The sequence below is a fragment of the Chloroflexota bacterium genome (assembly GCA_020850535.1).
Classification (GTDB): Bacteria; Chloroflexota; UBA6077; order UBA6077; family JACCZL01; genus JADZEM01.
Map to the genome: position 1 here is coordinate 11,304 of JADZEM010000091.1, position 17,912 is coordinate 29,215.

The 17,912-nt window shown below is 68.2% G+C and carries 11 protein-coding genes; 6 read left to right on the forward strand and 5 right to left on the reverse strand.

Annotated elements, in window-relative coordinates; all coding sequences use genetic code 11:
- Positions 1 to 188: 188 nt before the first annotated feature.
- The 4 genes from IT306_13150 to IT306_13165 all read left to right on the forward strand — a co-directional run bounded on the left by IT306_13150 (position 189) and on the right by IT306_13165 (position 7,291).
- Positions 189 to 1,637 carry a glycosyltransferase family 39 protein gene (locus tag IT306_13150; protein MCC7369369.1) on the forward strand — a complete coding sequence of 483 codons (1,449 nt, stop codon included), beginning with the start codon at positions 189 to 191 and terminating at the stop codon, positions 1,635 to 1,637.
- Positions 1,630 to 3,303 carry a glycosyltransferase family 39 protein gene (locus IT306_13155; GenBank protein MCC7369370.1) on the forward strand — a complete coding sequence of 558 codons (1,674 nt, stop codon included), beginning with the start codon at positions 1,630 to 1,632 and terminating at the stop codon, positions 3,301 to 3,303. Before IT306_13150 ends, IT306_13155 begins: the two co-directional genes overlap by 8 nt.
- Positions 3,300 to 4,970 carry a hypothetical protein gene (locus tag IT306_13160; protein ID MCC7369371.1) on the forward strand — a complete coding sequence of 557 codons (1,671 nt, stop codon included), beginning with the start codon at positions 3,300 to 3,302 and terminating at the stop codon, positions 4,968 to 4,970. Before IT306_13155 ends, IT306_13160 begins: the two co-directional genes overlap by 4 nt.
- 194 nt (positions 4,971 to 5,164) lie before the next feature.
- A complete protein-coding gene (locus IT306_13165; protein MCC7369372.1) occupies positions 5,165 to 7,291 on the forward strand; it encodes a hypothetical protein in 2,127 nt (708 codons plus the stop codon).
- A 127-nt stretch (positions 7,292 to 7,418) separates the two neighbouring features.
- Here the strand turns inward: IT306_13165 and IT306_13170 are convergent, their stop codons facing one another.
- The gene (locus IT306_13170) at positions 7,419 to 8,513 is read right to left on the reverse strand and encodes a Zn-dependent alcohol dehydrogenase (GenBank protein MCC7369373.1); all 1,095 of its coding nucleotides are present in this window, start codon (positions 8,511 to 8,513) and stop codon (positions 7,419 to 7,421) included.
- Between the two features lie 112 nt (positions 8,514 to 8,625).
- Between IT306_13170 and IT306_13175 the strand changes: the two genes are divergently transcribed.
- Together IT306_13175 and IT306_13180 are read left to right on the forward strand one after the other, a co-directional pair.
- The gene (locus tag IT306_13175; GenBank protein ID MCC7369374.1) at positions 8,626 to 8,889 is read left to right on the forward strand and encodes a hypothetical protein; all 264 of its coding nucleotides are present in this window, start codon (positions 8,626 to 8,628) and stop codon (positions 8,887 to 8,889) included.
- 291 nt (positions 8,890 to 9,180) lie between these two features.
- The gene (locus tag IT306_13180) at positions 9,181 to 11,508 is read left to right on the forward strand and encodes a xanthine dehydrogenase family protein molybdopterin-binding subunit (GenBank protein MCC7369375.1); all 2,328 of its coding nucleotides are present in this window, start codon (positions 9,181 to 9,183) and stop codon (positions 11,506 to 11,508) included.
- A 378-nt stretch (positions 11,509 to 11,886) separates the two neighbouring features.
- On the opposite strand, the gene IT306_13185 is transcribed toward IT306_13180, so the two are convergent.
- The 4 genes from IT306_13185 to IT306_13200 all read right to left on the reverse strand — a co-directional run bounded on the left by IT306_13185 (position 11,887) and on the right by IT306_13200 (position 17,547).
- Positions 11,887 to 12,849, reverse strand: coding sequence for an ABC transporter permease (locus IT306_13185; protein ID MCC7369376.1), 963 nt, complete (start codon positions 12,847 to 12,849; stop codon positions 11,887 to 11,889).
- Positions 12,846 to 13,799 (reverse strand): ABC transporter permease, encoded by a 954-nt coding sequence (locus IT306_13190; GenBank protein MCC7369377.1) that lies wholly within the window; start codon positions 13,797 to 13,799, stop codon positions 12,846 to 12,848. Before IT306_13190 ends, IT306_13185 begins: the two co-directional genes overlap by 4 nt.
- A gap of 102 nt (positions 13,800 to 13,901) precedes the next feature.
- Positions 13,902 to 15,632, reverse strand: a complete 1,731-nt coding sequence (locus IT306_13195) for an ABC transporter substrate-binding protein (GenBank protein MCC7369378.1) — start codon at positions 15,630 to 15,632, stop codon at positions 13,902 to 13,904.
- Between the two features lie 145 nt (positions 15,633 to 15,777).
- Positions 15,778 to 17,547 (reverse strand): ABC transporter substrate-binding protein, encoded by a 1,770-nt coding sequence (locus tag IT306_13200; GenBank protein ID MCC7369379.1) that lies wholly within the window; start codon positions 17,545 to 17,547, stop codon positions 15,778 to 15,780.
- Positions 17,548 to 17,912 lie beyond the last annotated feature (365 nt).

Here is a 17,912-nt window from a genome sequence, read left to right on the forward strand (position 1 = left end):
CCGAGCTGTCGACACGTGAGCGCGAGCCGATTATGGCTGGCGGACCACGCGCTGACCACCGTGTAGGTGCCGGGCACAGATTCGGTGGGCAGTTGGGCGCGGGCCGGCGCGCCGTTCCGTTCAGTATCATCGCCGCGTTCCGGAAGGGGAGCGCTTGTGGTTCTGTGCTCGGCTCGGCGGCCTGTTCGATGATCGCACGCTATCTGCCGGCCAGCGTCGTCTGCCTGCTCGGCGCGGGGCTGGCCGGCGTGCTGTTCGCCGCGTTCAGCGGACCGTTTCCACTCCAGGAGTTCTGCACCCGCAACCGGCCGACCTGGGTGCTCGGCCTGTTCACGACCCCGAGGTACACCGCCGTGACCGGACCCGTCTTCCTGGCGGCCCTCCTGGCGTTGACGGGAATGTACGGTGCGTCGCTGTGGCTCGCGCCGCGGGTGCAGGGACGGGCCCTCTGGCTCCTGCTGCTGGTCGGCATGCCGCTCGGGCTGGCGGTGCTCCTGCTGCCGGCCTACCCTGTCCTCTCGAACGACATCTTCAAATATGTGTTCGACGGGCGCATCCTGGCCGTCTACCACGAGAACCCGTTCGTCAAGGTGCCGGCCGACTACCCCGACGACCGCTTCTACGACCTCGTGTACTGGAAGGCCGTGGTCAACGCGCACGGCCCGATCTGGCGGGTGCTCGAAGCCGTCAGCGCCGAGGTCGGCGGCGAGCGCTGCGCCAACGCCATCATGGCGATGAAGGTCTGGCCGATCCTGGCCTACCTGGGGACGATTGGCGTGCTCTTCGGGCTGCTGCGAACGGTCGCTCCTGAGCGGGCGCTTGCGGGAGCACTCGCCTACGCGTGGTGCCCGCTGGTCCTCTTCGAAGCGCTGCAGAACGGCCACAACGACGTGGTCGCCGCGCTGCCGATGCTGCTGGCGCTCTGGGCGGCGCTGGCTGGCCGCTGGTGGATCGTCCCCGTCCTGGTGGCGCTCGGGTTCCTGGTCAAGCCGCTGGCCGGTCTGGCCGCACCGGTGCTCCTGATAGCCGCGTTGCGGAGCGGCGGACGCGCCCGGCGCGACATTGTCCTCGGGGCGGCGCCGGCGGCCGCGATCTTCCTCGGGGCGTATGCGCCGTTCTTCGTGGGCCTGACCACCTTCCAGGGGATGGAGCGAAGCGGCATCTTCTCGGCCTCGCCGGGTGAGCTGGTGGTCATTGCGCTCGAAGGGGCCGGCTGGCCGCTCGACCGGGCCATGTCCGCGGCGCGGATCGTCGCGAACGGCGGATTCTTGCTGATCCTCGGTGTGGCGTTGCAGGCGCTCTGGCGCGGGACGCTCAACCTCCCGAGCGCCCTGGCCGCCTCGTTCTTTGGCTACCTGTTGTTCGGGTCGCAGTGGTTCAACCCGTGGTATCTGCTCTGGCTGCTGCCGCTGGCGTTGGCCACCCCCGGCTGGCAGATACGCGGGCTGGCGCTGGCGTTCGTGCTGCTGGCGCCGCTGACCTACCTGCTCCAGTACGACGCCCGGCTGGTCGTGCCGCTGGTCTTCCTGCCGGTCGGCATGCTGGCGATCTGGTGGCGGGCAGCCCTGGGCTGGCCGCTGGTCGCTCGGCCGGGCCTGTCGGCCGGATCGTCGCCCGGGACGGCCGGCCGTGGCTGACGTCGCGGTCGTGCGGGCCGCTCACACGGACGCGGTTGCCCTCTCGGTCGGCTGGTGGGCCACTGTTCGCGATCTGCTGATCGTGCTGGCGCTGGCGGCGCTGGCGGCGGCGATCCGCTGGCCGAACGTCAACATCGTCCCGCCGTACACCGACGAGACCGAGGAAGCGCTGCGAGCCTGGGCCATCGCGCGGGGGGAGCTGCGCCCGCTGGTCAACGTGGACGCGTACATCGGCGCGCTCTGGAGCTACGTGGTGGCGGCCGGCTTCGCCGCGACCGGGCGCAGCGCCGAGTGGCCGCGCCTGGCCTCGCTGCTCGGCGGCGCGCTGACCGTCGGCATGACGTTCCTGCTCGGTCGGAAGCTGTACGGACCGCGGGCCGGGCTACTGGCGGCGCTGCTGCTGGCTGTGAACGCCACGCACGTCCTGGTGAACAGCCATGTTGCATGGTCGAACTGCGTGACGCCGCTCTTCACGACGGCGGCGTTCTGGCTGCTGCTGCGGGCGCTCGAACGACCGGGCAACGCCCTCCGGCTGGGTCTGGCGGGGCTGGCCTGGGGTATGACGCTGCAGACGCACCCGTCCGTCATCGCGTTCCTGGCCGGGGCCGGGCTCTACGCGCTCCTGCGCGATCCACGGCTGCCGCTCCGCCCGTCCGTCTGGCTCGCCGCGCTGCTGGCCGCCGTCGGCTACAGCAACGTGCTGGCCTACAACCTGAGCAGCGGCTTCGACACGTTGACGCAGGCTGCCAGGGTCGGAAACGAGTACGCCGGCGGCAGTGGCCTGGACGGATTCGGGTACATTGCGTCGCTGCTGGGGATCCTGGTGCTGATCGTGCAGGCCGTGGCCGGGGTGGTCGATCCTCGCCTGACGGCTGGGGCGTACCTGTCCGATCCACGCGTGCTGGTAGCGCTGGTCGGGCTGGTGGCCGCGCTGACCTGGACCATCTGGCGGCGTGACTGGCTGCTGCTCTGCGTGACGTTGCCGGTGGTGATCCTGGTGCCCGCCCTCAACCAACGCTGGTCTCCGATCCTGGCAGCCCGCTACATCATGCCACTGGTTCCGCTGGCGCTGGTGGTGCTGGCCGGCATGCTGATGATGCTGGCGGCACGCTATCCGGCCGCCAGGACGCCCGGCGCCGTGTGGGCCACCGTCGGCGGCGTTGCGGCGGTCGTGGGCATCGTGCAGCTAGGCGGCCTCTGGGCTTACTACGGCGTGGAGATCGCGGCCGGGCGCAGCAACGCCGGCCCCTGGCAGATGATCCGGCTCGTGGACGAGCAGCGACGCGCCCGCGAGCCGTTCGTCGTGCACGCGGACCTGCACCTGCTCCCGAGCGGCGGTGGCGGCACCTGGGCCAAGGCGCTCGACTACCTACTGGAGTTGGAGGACGTGCGGAAGGACGTCAGCCCACGCGAGCCGGGCGTCCGTCTGCGCGCCTGCGACGTGACGACCGTCGTGCTGCGCTACGTCGAGCGCGACGAGCGACGCCGGCCGGCCCGCGACGAGCCGCGCCACGAACGGTACTGGATCGCGCGGCCGGCCCCGCTGCCCGGCGAGCGGCGCGAGGAGCAGGGACGGGTCGTGGTCGAGACGCCGTACGCGCTGCCGTGGGTCAACCGCTCGCTGTTCGATCCGCGTGCACCCACCTTCGAGACCGGTTGCGAGTGACCCGCCTCGCCTACGGCGGCTGGCTGCTGGCCGCACTGCTGTTCGCCGCGCTCTGCATCGGCCGCTCGATGTGGACGGCGTTTGATGCAGCCACCATCCAGGACGATGCCCGCCAGCACGTCTTCTGGATGCAGCGCCTGACCGACCCCACAACCCTGCGCGACGACCTCTTTGCCGACTACTTCGCCAGCCAGGCGCCGCCCGGCTACGTGCTGATCTTCCGCCTGCTGCTGCCGTTCGTCGATCTGGCCACCGCCAGCAAGCTGCTACCGCCGGTGCTCGGGCTGCTCTCGGCTGGCTGCACGTTCGGGCTGGTGATGCGGCTCTACTCGTCTGGCCCGGCCGCCTTTCTGGCTACGGCTGTGAACTCCTGGTACGTCTGGCAGTATGACGATCTGCCGACCGGGAGTCCGCGCGCGTTTCTGCTGCCGCTGACCACCCTGTTGCTGCTCGCGCTCGCGGCCGGCTGGCGCTGGTGGCTGGTAGTCGCCGTCGTGGCGCTGGAGGCGGTGATGTACCCGAGCGCCGCTGCGCTCGGCGTCGTGCTGGTCGGCCTGACCTTGGTCACCTGGACCGCGCGTGGGCCACGGCTCACGACGGACCGCGCCACCTCGCTGCGAGCCGTCGCCTGCGGCATCGTCGCGCTGCTGCTGCTCGCGCCAACGGTCTTCGGGTCGTCACCGTTCGGGCCGGCCGTCTCTGGCGCTGCCGCGCGCCAGATGCCCGAGTTTGGCCCCGGCGGTCGAAACGCCTTTTTCGATCCGAGCCAGTACCAGTACTGGCTGGTCAGCTACCGGAGCGGCTTCGATCTCCGGGTGGCTGACCGTCTCTTTCCGAGTATCCCGATCTTCTACGAATTGCTGGCGCTGGCCGGCCTGTTGCCGCTCGCAGCGCTGCCGATCGGAAGGTCGCGACGGACGCTCGGTCCGACGTTCGGCGTGCTCACCCGGCTGATCGGCGCGTCGCTGATCCTGTTCGTGGCGGCGCACCTGCTCCTGTTCAAGCTCTATCTGCCAGCCCGGTTCGTGGCCTGGAGTGTGCCACTGGCGTTCGCCATCGCCGCTGGCGTGGGGATGACGGTGCTGGTCGGCGCGCTGGCTGGCCGGATCGGTCCTGCCGCGCGGCCACGCGTGGTGGGTGTGGTGAGCGTCGCCCTCGCGGTCGGGCTGGCCCTGTATCCAGCCCTGTACGATGGCAACTTCGTGCAGGACCGCACGCCCGAGATCACCGCGTACCTGCGGACCCTGCCCGTCGACACACTGGTGGTCGGCGCGCCAGTCGAGGCGGACTCGGTGCCGGCGTTCTCCGGCCGGCGCGTCCTGACGAATCGCGAGTACGCGCTGGCCTACCACGTCGGGTTCTACAGCCAAGTGCAGGAGCGCACCCAGGCTGCCATCGACGCCTACTACGCCGACACGCCGCAACGGCTCACCGAGATCGCCGAGCGGTACGGCATCGACGTGTTCCTGGTGAATCGGGCTGCCTTCAACCCGGAGACGGCCGTTGACGCCTGGGCGGGCAGCTTCGAGCCATACACGTCGCAGGTGCTCGAACGCGCCCGGCGCGGACGCCGATTCGCATTGCTGGATCAGGTCCGGCGCTGCGGCGTCCTGACGGAGGGCGAGGTGACGGTGGTCATGGCTGCCTGTATCGCCGCCAGCCGCTGAACGCGTTTCCGGCCGTTTCCTTCGAGTCGGACTCGTTTCGCGCCGGGCGGGCTGCACGCACTGTTTGCAGACCAACAGGTGAGACGCCGCCCGCCTGACAGGCAGATCGCGCGGCCACGCCTACGCTGGTGGTAGGAGGCCAGCATCCGCTGGCCGCGCACGCTGCCTTCGCGGCGCAGGACGAGGTTGCCACCATGAACGCCGAGATCACCCGTGCCCCCCGCAATCCAAAGAGTTCGCGGTCGCCGTGGCTCGCGGCCGGCGCGGCCCTGCTGGTGCTTGGCTTCACGGCGTCCTCGACGCTGGCCGCCCCGTTCGATCCCTCTCGGCCGTTCGATCGGTACGCCGTGGCAAATCCGACGCCCACGCCGAAGCCGAAGGTCGTCACGAAGGATCCGCAGCCGGCCAACCCGTGCACTGGGCGCATCGTCTCGCCAAACTGCAACCAGGGTGGCGATCAGGCGCCGCCGACGGCGACGCCAACCCCGAAGCCGAAGTACCCCACGCCGACCCCGGTACCGGACAAGCCGGACCCGACCGCCACCCCGACCCCGCGTCCACGCAAGCCGACCGTGACTCCGACGACGGAGCCCGAGGAGCCGACCGCGACTCCGACGCCGCGCCCGAGGCCGCCGACCCGCACGCCGACCCCTGAGCCAGAGCCTGAGCCGCCGACTCCGACTCCGCTCCCGCCCACGGAGACCCCGGTGCCGCCCACCAACACTCCGCGCCCGACCCGCACGCCGGTGCCGCCGACGGCCACGCCGGCGCCGACCGTTGAGCTGCCGATGCTGCCGCTCGTGCCCGAAGCGCCGGCGCCCGAGCCGACGCGGGTTCCGCCGACCAGCACGCCGCTGCCGCAGCCGACGGCCACGCCGACGCCCGAGCCGCCGAACATCGCCGGCGTGGTTGACGACGCCGACCGCCCGGCGACGCCCGAGCCGACCGTTGAGGTCGCTGCTGCGACGCCGGTCCCGCCAACGCCGACAGCAGTCGTGGCCGAGGCGACGGCGACCCCTGAGACAATCGTGGCGGCTGCACCCGTCGATCCGACCCAGACGCCGATCCCGCCGGCGACGCCCGTGCCGTCCGACCCCGAGCCATCGGAGCGGGTCGAGGTCGCCAGCTCCAGCCAGCCGGACCCTGCCCCGTACGTGCTGTTCGGGACGCTGCTGTTCGCACTGGCGGCGGTGGCAGGCCAGATGTTGCGCGGCGGCTCGCTGATGATGCGCCCGCTGACGCAGTCGGGTGATGCGCTCCGACGCGGCGGCTCGCGACTGATCTCCCGCACGGGGGGTGCGCCGGACCCGGCCACGATCTCCGACGCATCGTCGGCGATGCGGGGCGAGACGCAGACGCAGGCCGATGTGCGCTCGCAGACATCGACGGACAGCCACACGCTGACGGACTTCATCGACCCCAATCACGTCGCGCAGACGCTCACGGGCCAGGGCGGCGGCAGCCCGTCCTCCGGGGGGCTGGGTGGACACGATGGCGGCCTCAGCAAGCTGGCAGATGGTGCTGGGCATACCAACGGCTTCGCACAGTCGAACGGAGCCGGGGCGCAGGGCGGTGGCTTCGGTGGCGGCGAGGGCTTCGGCCAGACGATGCCCGACGCGAGCGGCAACCTCGGCTCGTCGCAGGCCGACCTCAAGATGCCCGGTCAGCATGCCGGCGGTCCATCCGACTACAGTCCGCGCCCGACGACGGCCGCCGACGCCGCCCCAAAGCCGGCCCCCGGCGGCAACCTCGGCGGCGGCGCAGGCGACGGGCTGGCACGCAGTATCTCGCCCTCAGGCACAGACCTGGCCTCGGCGCACAGCGCAGGCGGCTCCGGTGGCGGCCTTGGCGGAAATGCCGGTGGTGACGCGCTGGCGCGCAGCATCGGTGGGCCGCAGGATGTCCTGGCGGGCGCTCCGAGTGGCTCGCCGGCCGACGCCCTGTTGCACAACGGCACGGGCGGCGGCTCCGGACTCGGCGGCGACGCAGGCGGCCTTGCCGATGCGCTCGCACGCAGCGCGCCTTCAGGGCCTTCAGGGATCGAAGGACGGGCGACTGCCGGCGTCGGACAGACAATGGTCACACAGGGTGGTGGGCTGCTGGCCGCCGGCGCAAGCTGGCTGAGCGCGGGGGCGCTGGGGCGGGCCGACGATGCCGGCCAGACGCTGGCCGGGCCGGTCGCGGCGTCCACGCTGGAGGCGCCAGGTGTGCAAGTGCTCGACGCCGCGACGATCGCCTGCCGAGGCTGTGGACGGAAGCTGCCGTTCGGCCATCGCTTCTGCGGCTACTGCGGCGAGTCCCTCGACAAGACGCTGTGCTAGACCCACGCGAGCGGGACCGCGACAGTCGCCGCGCGGGGATATGTCCACTCCCGCGCTACTTCTGCCGCGCGCTGCGCCGAGACCTGCACGACCGTGCCGCTTCCGGTCGCGCAGGCCTCGGCGACGTTCAGTGCTTGAACGTGACGACGCTGCGGGCCACCTCGCCCCGTCCGAGGCTGTCGTAGGCCTCGTTGATCCGATCGAGCGGGTACTCCCGTGTGATCATCTCCTTGACCTTCAGCTTGCCGGCCAGGGTCATGTCCACGAACCGCTGGAAGTCCAGGCGGGGCCGCGACGAGCCGTACCACGACCCCAGCAGCTTCGCTTCCTTCTGGACGAACAGCAGCGGATCAAGCCCGGCCGTCTGATTCTGCGGCGCCATCCCGACGATCACCGCCGTGCCGGCCGGCCGGATCATCTTGATCGCCTGCTCGACGGTCCGGTAGTTGCCGATGACCTCGAAGGCGTAGTCCACGCCGCCGTCGGTCAGGTCGATCACCTGCTCGACGGCGTCACCCTTCGAACCATTGACCATGTCTGTTGCGCCAAATGAGCTGGCGTAGTCGAGCTTGTTGTCGAGCAGATCGACGGCGATGATCCGGCTCGCGCCGGCGACTGCCGCGCCCTGGATCACGTTCAGGCCGACGCCGCCGCAGCCGATCACCGCGACGGTGCTGCCCGGCGTGACCTTGGCTGTGTTCAACACCGCGCCGACGCCCGTCGTGACGGCACAGCCGATCAGCGCCAGTGATGCCATGTCGATCTCTTGCTCGATGGGCACGACCTGCTCGGCCGGCATCACCACGTACTCGGCGAAGCTGCCCATTCGGCCAAGGATGTTGATGTCCTCTGCGCCACGATGCACTCGCGACGTGCCGTCATGCATTTTGAAGCGGTCGCCCGCGTAGCCGGTGCAGAGCACCGAGCTGCCGGTGATGCAGTTGCGGCAGCGCCCGCACCACGGTCGGAACGAGAGCGCTGCGCGGTCGCCCGGCTTGATGCCCGTGACGCCTGTGCCGACCTCCTCGACGATGCCAGAGGCCTCGTGGCCCAGGAGGATCGGCACCCCGAACTTCCACTCGCCCTTCATCACATGGTAGTCGCTGTGGCAGACGCCGGTCGCGCTGATCCTGATTTTGACCTCGCCGGCCTTGGGCGAGTCGATCGTCAGATCTTCGATGCTCAGCGGGGTCTGGTAGTCGTTGAGAATGGCGGCCTTCAACGGAGTCCCTCCAGGGAGTGCGCTCCGCGCCAGCGACGGGCGCACGATGCGGAAAGGGTAGCAGAGTCTCACGCCCGTACGGCCCGGTCGCAGGTCTTGCCCAGGCGGTACGATGATGACCATTGTCGTCGGGCGTCCGGGGATGGGGCGATCTTCCGCGAGCGAATTCCAGTACGACGAGTTCCAGGCCGTTGACAAGGCCCTGACCAGGGACCAGCAGCATGACCTGCGAGCGCTCTCGTCGCGGGCGGAGATCGGCTCCCACAACTTCGTCGTGACGCACAGCTACGGCGACTTTCGTGGCGACTCGGTCGAGCTGATGGCAACGGTGTTCGACGTCCACGTCTACCTTGCCAACTGGGCGCCCAGACCCTGATCTTCGGGTTTCCGCGCGGCGCGGCATGCCACGAAGCAGATGTTCCCGCAGCGCCTCGACAAGCTCGGCCTGCGCTGAGCGACGCCGGCTGTGGAGCAGACAGCGTCTCGGCCAGGCGCCGGTCGGCGCCGCGGGAACGCTCCCGAGACACTCGCCCGAGCCGTTACCATCTGCCACGTTCGCGCACTGGCGCGCGAGGCGCTGACCTGAGAAGATGTCTTACTTGGCATAGGCCAGGTAGGACGTTACGATGGTCGTGACACCTGTGCGTTTCTCTGCGGAGGGGAACCAATGGCGATGACCGCTCCCTTGCCCAAACTGATGGGGCAGCCAGTCAGGCGGCGGGAAGACCCGCGCTTGATCACCGGTAGCTCGCAGTACGTTGACGACATTCAACTGCCGGGCCAGTTGTATCTCGTGTTCGTCCGAAGCCCGTACGGCCATGCGAAGGTCAACGGGATCGACACATCGGCCGCCGCCGCCGTCCCCGGCGTGGTCGCAGTGTATACGGCCAAGGACCTCGAAGGTGCGACGACGGGTCCGCTGCCGTATGAGTTCGGGTTCGAGCCGTTCCAGAACGTGAAGAACATGGAGCGGTATCCGCTGGCGACCGACAAGGTCCGCTACGTCGGCGACCCCATCGCCGCCGTGCTGGCCGACAGTCGCTACGCCGCGCGCGATGCCGCCGCGCTGGTCGAGGTGGACTACGAGCCGCTGCCGGCCGTGGTGGACCCTGAGAAGGCGCTGGAGGACGGCGCGCCGCTCCTGTACGAAGAGTTCGGGACGAACCTCGGACACACACAGTCGCTGTCTCACGGCGACGTGGACGCCGCGTTCGCCTCGGCTGACAAGGTCGTGTCGCTGCGGATCGTCAATCAGCGCGTTCTGCCGACGGCCCTGGAGACGCGCGGCTGCCTGGCCGATTGGCGCGCCGCCCGACCGGGCGATCCCGGCGAGTTGACGCTCTGGACCTCGACCCAGGTTCCGCACGCCGTCAAGACCAAGATGTCGGCGCTGCTCGGCATCGACGAGAACAAGGTCCGGGTCATCGCGCCAGAGGTCGGCGGCGGCTTCGGCAACAAGATCGACGTCTCGCCCGAGGAGACGCTGACGGCCATCGCCGCGATGCGGACGGGCCGTCCGGTCAAGTGGTCCGAGACCCGCAGCGAGAACTTCCAGGCCGCGATGCATGGTCGCGGACAGGTCGACGTCATCGAGGCCGCTGCCAGGAGCGACGGCAGGATCACCGGGCTGAAGGTGACGGTCGTCGCCGACATCGGCGGGTACTACCAGTATCTCTCTCCGCTGATGGCGATGCTCACGGGCCTGATGCTGCCCGGCCCCTACGATATCGAGAACATCTCGTTCGAGCTGAAGGGCGCGCTGACCAACAAGACGCCCGTCGGCGCGTACCGTGGGGCTGGCCGGCCCGAGGCGACGTATCTGCTCGAATGCACCATCGACAAGGTGGCGCACGAGCTGGGGCTCGATCCGGCCGAGGTTCGCCGCGTCAACTTCATCCCGCCGGACAAGTTCCCGTACAAGACGCCGTTCGGGGCCAACTACGATACCGGCGAGTACGTCAAGGCGCTCGACAAGGCCCTGGAGGTGTCCGGCTACGCTCAGCTTCGCGAAGAGCAGAAGAAGGCTCGTGAAGAGGGGCGCATCGTTGGGATCGGCGTCGGAGCGTACGTCGAGATCTGCGGCTTCGGGCCGTGGGAGAGCGCGACGGTCCGCGTCGAGCCGACCGGTAAGGTGATGGTCCACACCGGTACCTCACCGCATGGCCAGGGTACCGAGACGACCATGGCGCAGATCGTGGCCGATCACCTGGGCGTGGCCATCGACGACATCGTGGTGCTCCACGGCGATACGGCGATGACCCAGACGGGCGTCGGCACGTTTGGCTCGCGCGGCGCGGCCGTTGGCGGCGGCGCGACGAAGATCGCGGCGGTGACGGTGCAGGAGAAGGCGGTCCGGATCGCGGCGCATGCGCTCGAATCGGCTGCCGAGGACATCGAGATCTCGCCGGAAGGGTTCGGTGTGCGCGGCGTCGAGGACAAGCGGATCACCCTCAAGGAGATCGCGGCACGGGCGTACGGCGGCAACGTGCCGGCCGGCGACGAGCCAGGCCTTGAGGCGACCCGGTTCTTCAAGCCCGACGACTCGGTCTTCCCGTTCGGCGTCCACATCGCCCAGGTCGAGATCGACAAGGAGACCGGGCGGGTCACGTTCCAGAAGTTCGTGGCCGTCGACGACGTGGGCAACGTCATCAACCCGCTGCTGCTCGACGGCCAGCGGCATGGCGGCATCGTGCAGGGCGTCGCGCAGGCGCTCTGCGAGGAGGTCGTGTACGACGACGACGGCCAGCTCGTCTCGGGCACCCTGTCCGACTATGCGCTGCCGACGGCTCACATCCTGCCGATGTTCGAGCTTGACCGGACGGTGACGACCACCGACCGCAACCCGCTCGGCGTCAAGGGCGTTGGTGAGGCTGGCACCATCGGCAGCACCCCGACCTTGCGGAACGCCGTGCTCGACGCGCTGCTGCCGCAGGGCATTACCGACCTGGACATGCCGGCGACCTCGCTGAAGGTGTGGAAGCTGCTGAACCCGTAGGACAGCTGAGGGCCGGAAAAGGCCCTCACCCCCGAATCCCCATCTTTTGTGCACTGGGAGAGGGAGGGGGGGAGCGACAGACAACTTGAGGGCGGGCCTGCAAACTGCAGGCCCGCCCTTACACTTCGCCTGCGACCTGCGCCGGGCTGCGGATCTCTCACCCCAGGTCATCCTGAGCCGAGCGCGCCTGCGAGCGCAGCGAAGGACGTCACCCGCTGACGCGGAAGTTGACGGTCAGCGGGTGAGATCCTTCGCTGCGCTCATGATGACAATTGCATGTCGCGATCTTGCACAAAGCTCGACGACCCACCACCCATGATCCACCACCCACGACCTACCACCCACGACCCACGATCCATGACCCACGGCATGCGTGCCTCACGCTGTCCCGCTGCCGGCCCGGATCCGGCGCGGGTCGAGCGCATCCTGGAGGGCGTCGGCGAAGTAGTTCAGGCCGATCACCGTTGCCGTGATGGCGAGTCCCGGCATCAGGGCATAGGTCCAGGAACGGGCAAGGTAGGTCTGGGCGCTGCCGAGCATGTTGCCCCAGGTCGGGTCGGGGAGCGGTGCGCCGAGTCCCAGGAAGCTCAGCGTCGCCTCGACGAGGATCGCCTCGGGGGCGGCAATCGCCATCTGCACGATCAGCGGGGCGATGCAGTTCGGCAAGATGTGGCGCGACATCACGCGCCAGTCTGAGCAGCCGAGCGCTCGGGCCGCCTCGACATAATCGGCGTTGCGCGCGCCGACCGTCACGGCCCGCACCAGCCGCGACGAGACCGGCATGTTGATGATGGCGATGGCCAGCACGCCGCTGAACTGGCCGGGGCCGAGGATCGTCACGATGCCGATGGCCAGGAAGATGGCCGGAAACGCCAGGAACGTGTCCCAGATCCGGCCGATGACCGCGTCGAGCCAGCCGCCGAAATAGCCGGCTGCCAGGCCCGTCAGGCTGCCGATGGCCGCCGCGATGACGACCGCCAGCACGCCCGCCTGCACGGCCGGCCAGGCCGCCGCGATCAGGCGGCTGAGGATGTCGCGCCCAAGCTCGTCCGACCCGAGCCAGTAGGTTGACGAGGGCGGCTGGAGCTGATCGACGACGTGTACCTCGTTCGGCTCGTAGGGGACCAGGAACCGCCCGAAGATCGCCACGAACAGCAGGACGACCAGGAAGCCGACGCCGATCTTCCCCTTCCGGGTCCGAAGGAGCCGGCGCATCGTGCCGGCGGCGGGCATGGCGGCCCGTGCGCTCGGCTGCGTGCCGCCCTCGGCGACAGCCGCCGGCGTTCGTGCTGCCGGTGCTGACGCCGACGTGAGAGGCGTGCCGCTGCCGTCGGCGGTCATCGGGCACGCTCCAGCTTCACGCGCGGGTCGAGATAGGCGTACGACGCGTCGATGACGATGTTGGTCAGGAGGAAGATGAGCACGACCAGCATCAGCGTCCCTTGCACAACCGGGTAGTCACGGTTGGCGATCGAGTTGATAACCAGACGCCCGATGCCCGGGTAGGCGAAGACCGATTCGGTGACGACAGCGCCGCCGAGCAGCCTCCCGAACTGAATGCCAACGATGGTCACGACCGGGATCATCGCGTTGCGCAATGCGTGGCGGAAGACCACGACCTTCTCGGCCAGACCTTTTGCCCTGGCCGTGCGGACATAGTCGGCGCTCAGCACGTCGATCATTGCCGAGCGCACGTAGCGTGAGAAGACCGACATGTTGGACACGGCGATGGTCAACACCGGCATGATCAGGAAGTGCAGGCGGGTGTAGAGCGGCTGGTTCGGCTCGCCGATACCCGAGGCCGGCAGCCACCTCAGCTCGACGCTGAAGAACAGGATCAGCAGCAGTCCGAACCAGAAGGCCGGCATCGCCAGTCCCAGCGAGTTGATCCCGGTGATGATCGCGTCGATCCGTCGGTTGGCGTTCATCGCCGCCAGCACCCCGAGGGGAAACCCGACCAGCATCGCCACGCCGAGCGAGATCAGGGCCAGCCGCAAGGTATTGGGCAGCGCGTCGCCGATCAGCGATGCGACGGGCCGCCGGTTCGACTGGGAGACCCCGAGGTTCAGCTGCGCCACGTCTGACAGCCAGATGGCGTAGCGGACCGGCAACGGCTTGTCCAGGCCCAGCCGCTCCCGCTCGACCGCGACCTCCTCGGGCGTCGCCTGCGTGCCGAGCATCATGCGGGCAGGGTCGCCTGGTGCCAGCGCGATGATGGCGAACACCAGGACGGACGCCAGGAAGAGGGTTGGGATCAGGAGCAGTAGCCGGCGGATCAGGTATCGCTGCACGCGGTTGTTCCCCTATGGCCCCGATGGCCGGGGCGGCCGCCCTGGCCGGTCCGGGCGAGGCCAGCTACCGCCGTCGTGATGGCAGCCGGCCCCGCCCAGCGTTCATTTTTCGATGCTGGCTCCCGCGAGAGCCATGTTGCCGCTCAGATCGTAGGTGATCCCCTTGACTGGTTTCGTGAAGGCCCAGATACGCGGATCGGTGGCAACGTAGATCAGGTTGGCGTCGAACACCATGATCTCGTTGGCCTTCTGGTAGATGGTCTTCCGTTTGGCGGGGTCTGGCTCCACCGCGCCATCGGCAATCAGCTTCTCCAGATCGGCGCTTCGGTACCCGAAGATGTTGCGCTCGTTTCCTCGGAAGTTGCCCTGCGTGTTGAACAAGATGGCGGGGTCACGAGTCGTGCGGGCGTTCAGCCAGGGAATCAGGTCGTGATTCTGCAGCTTCGGGTCGGCCCCGATCTCGTAGTACTTGGCGATCTCGATCTCGGAGACGCTGAGCTTGACGCCGATCTTCTGCAAGTCCGCCTGCCAGATCAGCATGAAGAGCTTCATCTGCGGCCAGCGCGGAGTGACGATCCCGGACAGCTCCAGGCCCTTGACGCCGGCGGCTTCGAGCATCTTCGCCGCCTTGTCGAGATCGAAGGCGTAGGCGTTGACGAGGTCTTCGCGGTACGCCATCGAGTTCGGGTTGTAGAACGGCGAGCAGATCGGTTTGGACACGCCGAAGAATGCCGTCTTCGCCATCTCGACGCGGTTCAGCGAGTAGGAGAGCGCCTGCCGTACCTCCTTCTTGTCGAGCGGCGGCTTGGAGACGTTCACCAGCAGGTCGAAGATGCTGCCGGTGTTCTCGTTGATCTCCAGCGTGATGTTCGGGTTGGCTTTCAGCGCGGCCACATCGGCGGCGCTGGTGACCTGGATGCCGTCCACGCCGCCCGAGTTCAGGTTCGGGATCAGTGTCTCGGCCTTCTCGAGCCGCTTGAACATGATCTCGTCGATCAGCGGCTGATCCTTGACGAAGTAGTCCGGGTTCTTCGGGAAGCGGGCGTACTGGTTGGGCTGCCACTCGGCCATCTTGAACGGTCCCGTCCCGATGGCCGGCTTCTTCGTGAAGGCAGGGTCGGTGGGGTCGTCGATGCGAACGGCGTACCAGTAGTCGAGCAGCTCGGTGATGAAGGGGACCGGCTTCTCAAAGAGGAAGTCAACGGTGTACTTGTCCACCGCCTTGACGTCCTTGACCGGCGAGACCAGGCCCTGGTGCTTCTTGACGGCGGCATCCTTGAGGAGCGTCTCATTTTTGGTGTAGCCGAACATCGTCACGTAATCTTCGGCCAGGTGTTCCTTGCCGTCGTGCCACTTGACGCCCTGCCTCATCTTGACGCGGAAGGAGAGGCTGTCCTTCGCCATCTCCCAGGACTCGGCGATGTCTGGATGCTCCTTGCCGGAGCCGTCCTTCCAGAGCAGCCGACTGAACACCTGGTTGTAGATGCCCTGGTTGGGCGGCGTCACGGACCACGGACTGAAGTGCGTGAAGTCGGCGGCCTCGGCGTAGTTGAGGACGCCGCCGTGCTTGCCAGTGGCCGCGGCGCCCGCGGTGGCGGGCTTCGCGGCTTCGGCTGGTTTCGCGGCCTCGGCGGGTTTGGACGCCTCGGCCGGCTTCGCCGGGGCCGTGGTCGGGGCCGGGGCCGCCGGCGCGGCCGGCTTGGTCTCGGCCGGCTTCGCAGCCGGTACCGGGGCCTGCTGGCAGGCGGCCAGCAGGGCAGCGCCACCGGCGATGGTGGCGACTCGAAGGAAGCGGCGGCGGCTCAACAGGGTGGTGCGAGTCTCTGCGCTCATGATGCTCCCCAGGCAACGTTGCCGATCACTCTCCCCGGTGACTGAGCGGCATGGTAGCCTCGGGACTGCCGGTCGTCAACAGCCGGCTGCGCCGATGCAACAGACGCAGGGTGGCCCTCACCCCGGAGGATGAGGGCCTGCCTGCTTACGCGCCGGTGCTGGCGTTCGTCAGGATCAGGTTGCCGGTCAGGTCGGCCTTGAACCCGGTCACGCTGCTCTTGCGCGCCCAGATGAACGGGTTGGTGGCCACGTGGATCAGGTACGCATCCTCGACCACGATCTCGTTGAGTCGCTGGTACATCTGCTTGCGCTTGGCCGCGTCCGTCTCGCCGGCTGCGTCGGCGATAAGCTTCTCCATCTCGGCATTCTTGTAGCCGAAGATGTTCTTCTCGTTGCCCCGGAAGTTGGCCTGGGACGACCATAGGATCGCCGGGTCGCGCAGGACGCGTCCGTTGAGCCACGGGGCCATGTCGTTGCCGAGCATGTCCTTGTCGGCGGCGATGTCGTAGAACTTGGCGATCTCGACCTCGTTCACGTTGAGCTTGACGCCGATCTTCTGCAGGTCGGCCTGCCACATCAGCATGAACAGCTTCATCTGCGGCCAGCGCGGCGTGACGCTGGTCGTCAGGGTCAGATCCTTGACGCCGGCCGCCTCCAGCATCGACTTCGCCTTGTTCAGGTCGAACGCCTGGGCCTTGGTCAGATCCTCGCGGTAGGCCACGTTGTTCGGGCTGTAGAACGGCGAGACGATCGGCTGCGAGATCCCGAAGAAGGCCGACTTCGCGAACTCGGCGCGGTTCATCGAGATCGAGAGGGCCTGACGGACCTCCTTCTTGTCGAGCGGGGCCTTGTTGCAGTTGATCTGGACGTTGAACACGCTGCCGACGTCGTAGAAGTCCAGCGCCAGCGCCGTGTTCGCCTTCAGCGTCTGCACGTCTGAGGCACTGGTCACCAGGATCGCATCGACGCCGCCGGACTGGAGGTTCGGGATCAGCGTCTCGGCCTTCTCGAGCCGCTTGAACATGACCTCGTCCACCAGCGGCGCATCCTTGACGTAGAAGTCAGGGTTGCGCTGGAAGCGTGCGAACTGGTTCGGCTGCCACTCGGTGATCTTGAACGGACCGGTGCCGACGGGCGGCTTCTTGGTGAAAGTCAGGTCGGCCGGGTCGTCGATCCGGATGGCGTACCAATAGTCGATGATGTCTTCCATGAAGGGCGTCGGCGTCGTGAACTCGAAGCGGACGGTGAACTTGTCCACGGCCTTCACGTCCTTGACGGACGCGATGTAGCCCTGGTGCTTCTTGATCGCTGCGTCTTTCAGGAGCGCCTCAACCTTGGTGTAGCCGAACATCTTGACGTAATCTTCGGCCACATGCTCCTTGCCGTCGTGCCACTTGATGTTCTGCTTCATCTTGGCGGTGAACGACAGCCCGTCCTTGGCGCTCTCCCAGGACTCGGCCATGTCGCCCTGGACCTTGCCGTCCGAGTCCTTCCAGATCAGCCGCGAGAACGCCAGGTTGTACATCGCCTGGTTGGTGGCGGTGACGGACCACGGGTTGAAGTGGTTGAAGTCGCCGGCCTCGGCGTAGTTGAAGACGCCGCCGCGCTTGCCGGCGGCCGGAGCGGCGGCGGCCGGCTTGGCGGCCTCAGCGGGCTTGGCAGCCTCAGCAGGCTTCGCCGCCTCGGCCGGCTTGGCGGGAGCCGTCGTCGGCGCGGCGGCCGCTGGGGCCGCGGGCTTGGTCTCGGCCGGCTTCGTCTCGGCCGGCTTCGTCTCGGCCGGCTTCGTCTCGGCCGGCTTGGCCGCTGGCGTCTGGGGCTGCTGGCAGGCGGCCAGCAGGGCTGCACCACCGGTCAGGCTTGCCAGCCGCAGGAAGCCACGGCGGCTCATGGATGGTCGGGTCAGGTCAGCGCTCATCATGCACCTCGCGAGCTGCGGAACGAATCCGCGCAGGGCGGTGGAGAACGGATCGGTAAGCAGCAATCGTAGATGCGGGCCGGTAGCCTGTCAACAATCGTCGCGTATCGCCCAGGGCGATGGCATGTTGATGTCGTCGTGCCGCCGCGTCGGGGCTTGGAAGCCCCGCCTACCATCCTGCAGTCGCTGCGCGACGCTCCAGTCTCGCCTGTTGCTGCCGTTCCCCACGGCCGTCGCGCAGCGACGGCGTGACTGTAGGCGGGGACTTCAGTCCCCGACCGCCCGTTCCATGATGCTTCGGGGACACCAATGAACATGCCATCGCCCTGATGCTGCTACCAGTGCAATCGCATGTTGATGTCGTC

What these genes read in the sequence shown, in the direction of transcription:
- IT306_13150 (MCC7369369.1), top strand. Translation starts at nt 189, where the DNA reads ATGATCGCACGCTATCTGCCGGCCAGCGTCGTCTGCCTGCTCGGCGCG.
- IT306_13165 (MCC7369372.1), top strand. Translation starts at nt 5,165, where the DNA reads ATGAACGCCGAGATCACCCGTGCCCCCCGCAATCCAAAGAGTTCGCGG.
- IT306_13175 (MCC7369374.1), top strand. Translation starts at nt 8,626, where the DNA reads ATGATGACCATTGTCGTCGGGCGTCCGGGGATGGGGCGATCTTCCGCG.
- IT306_13180 (MCC7369375.1), top strand. Translation starts at nt 9,181, where the DNA reads ATGGCGATGACCGCTCCCTTGCCCAAACTGATGGGGCAGCCAGTCAGG.
- IT306_13185 (MCC7369376.1), bottom strand. Translation starts at nt 12,849, where the DNA reads ATGACCGCCGACGGCAGCGGCACGCCTCTCACGTCGGCGTCAGCACCG.
- IT306_13195 (MCC7369378.1), bottom strand. Translation starts at nt 15,632, where the DNA reads ATGAGCGCAGAGACTCGCACCACCCTGTTGAGCCGCCGCCGCTTCCTT.
- IT306_13200 (MCC7369379.1), bottom strand. Translation starts at nt 17,547, where the DNA reads ATGAGCGCTGACCTGACCCGACCATCCATGAGCCGCCGTGGCTTCCTG.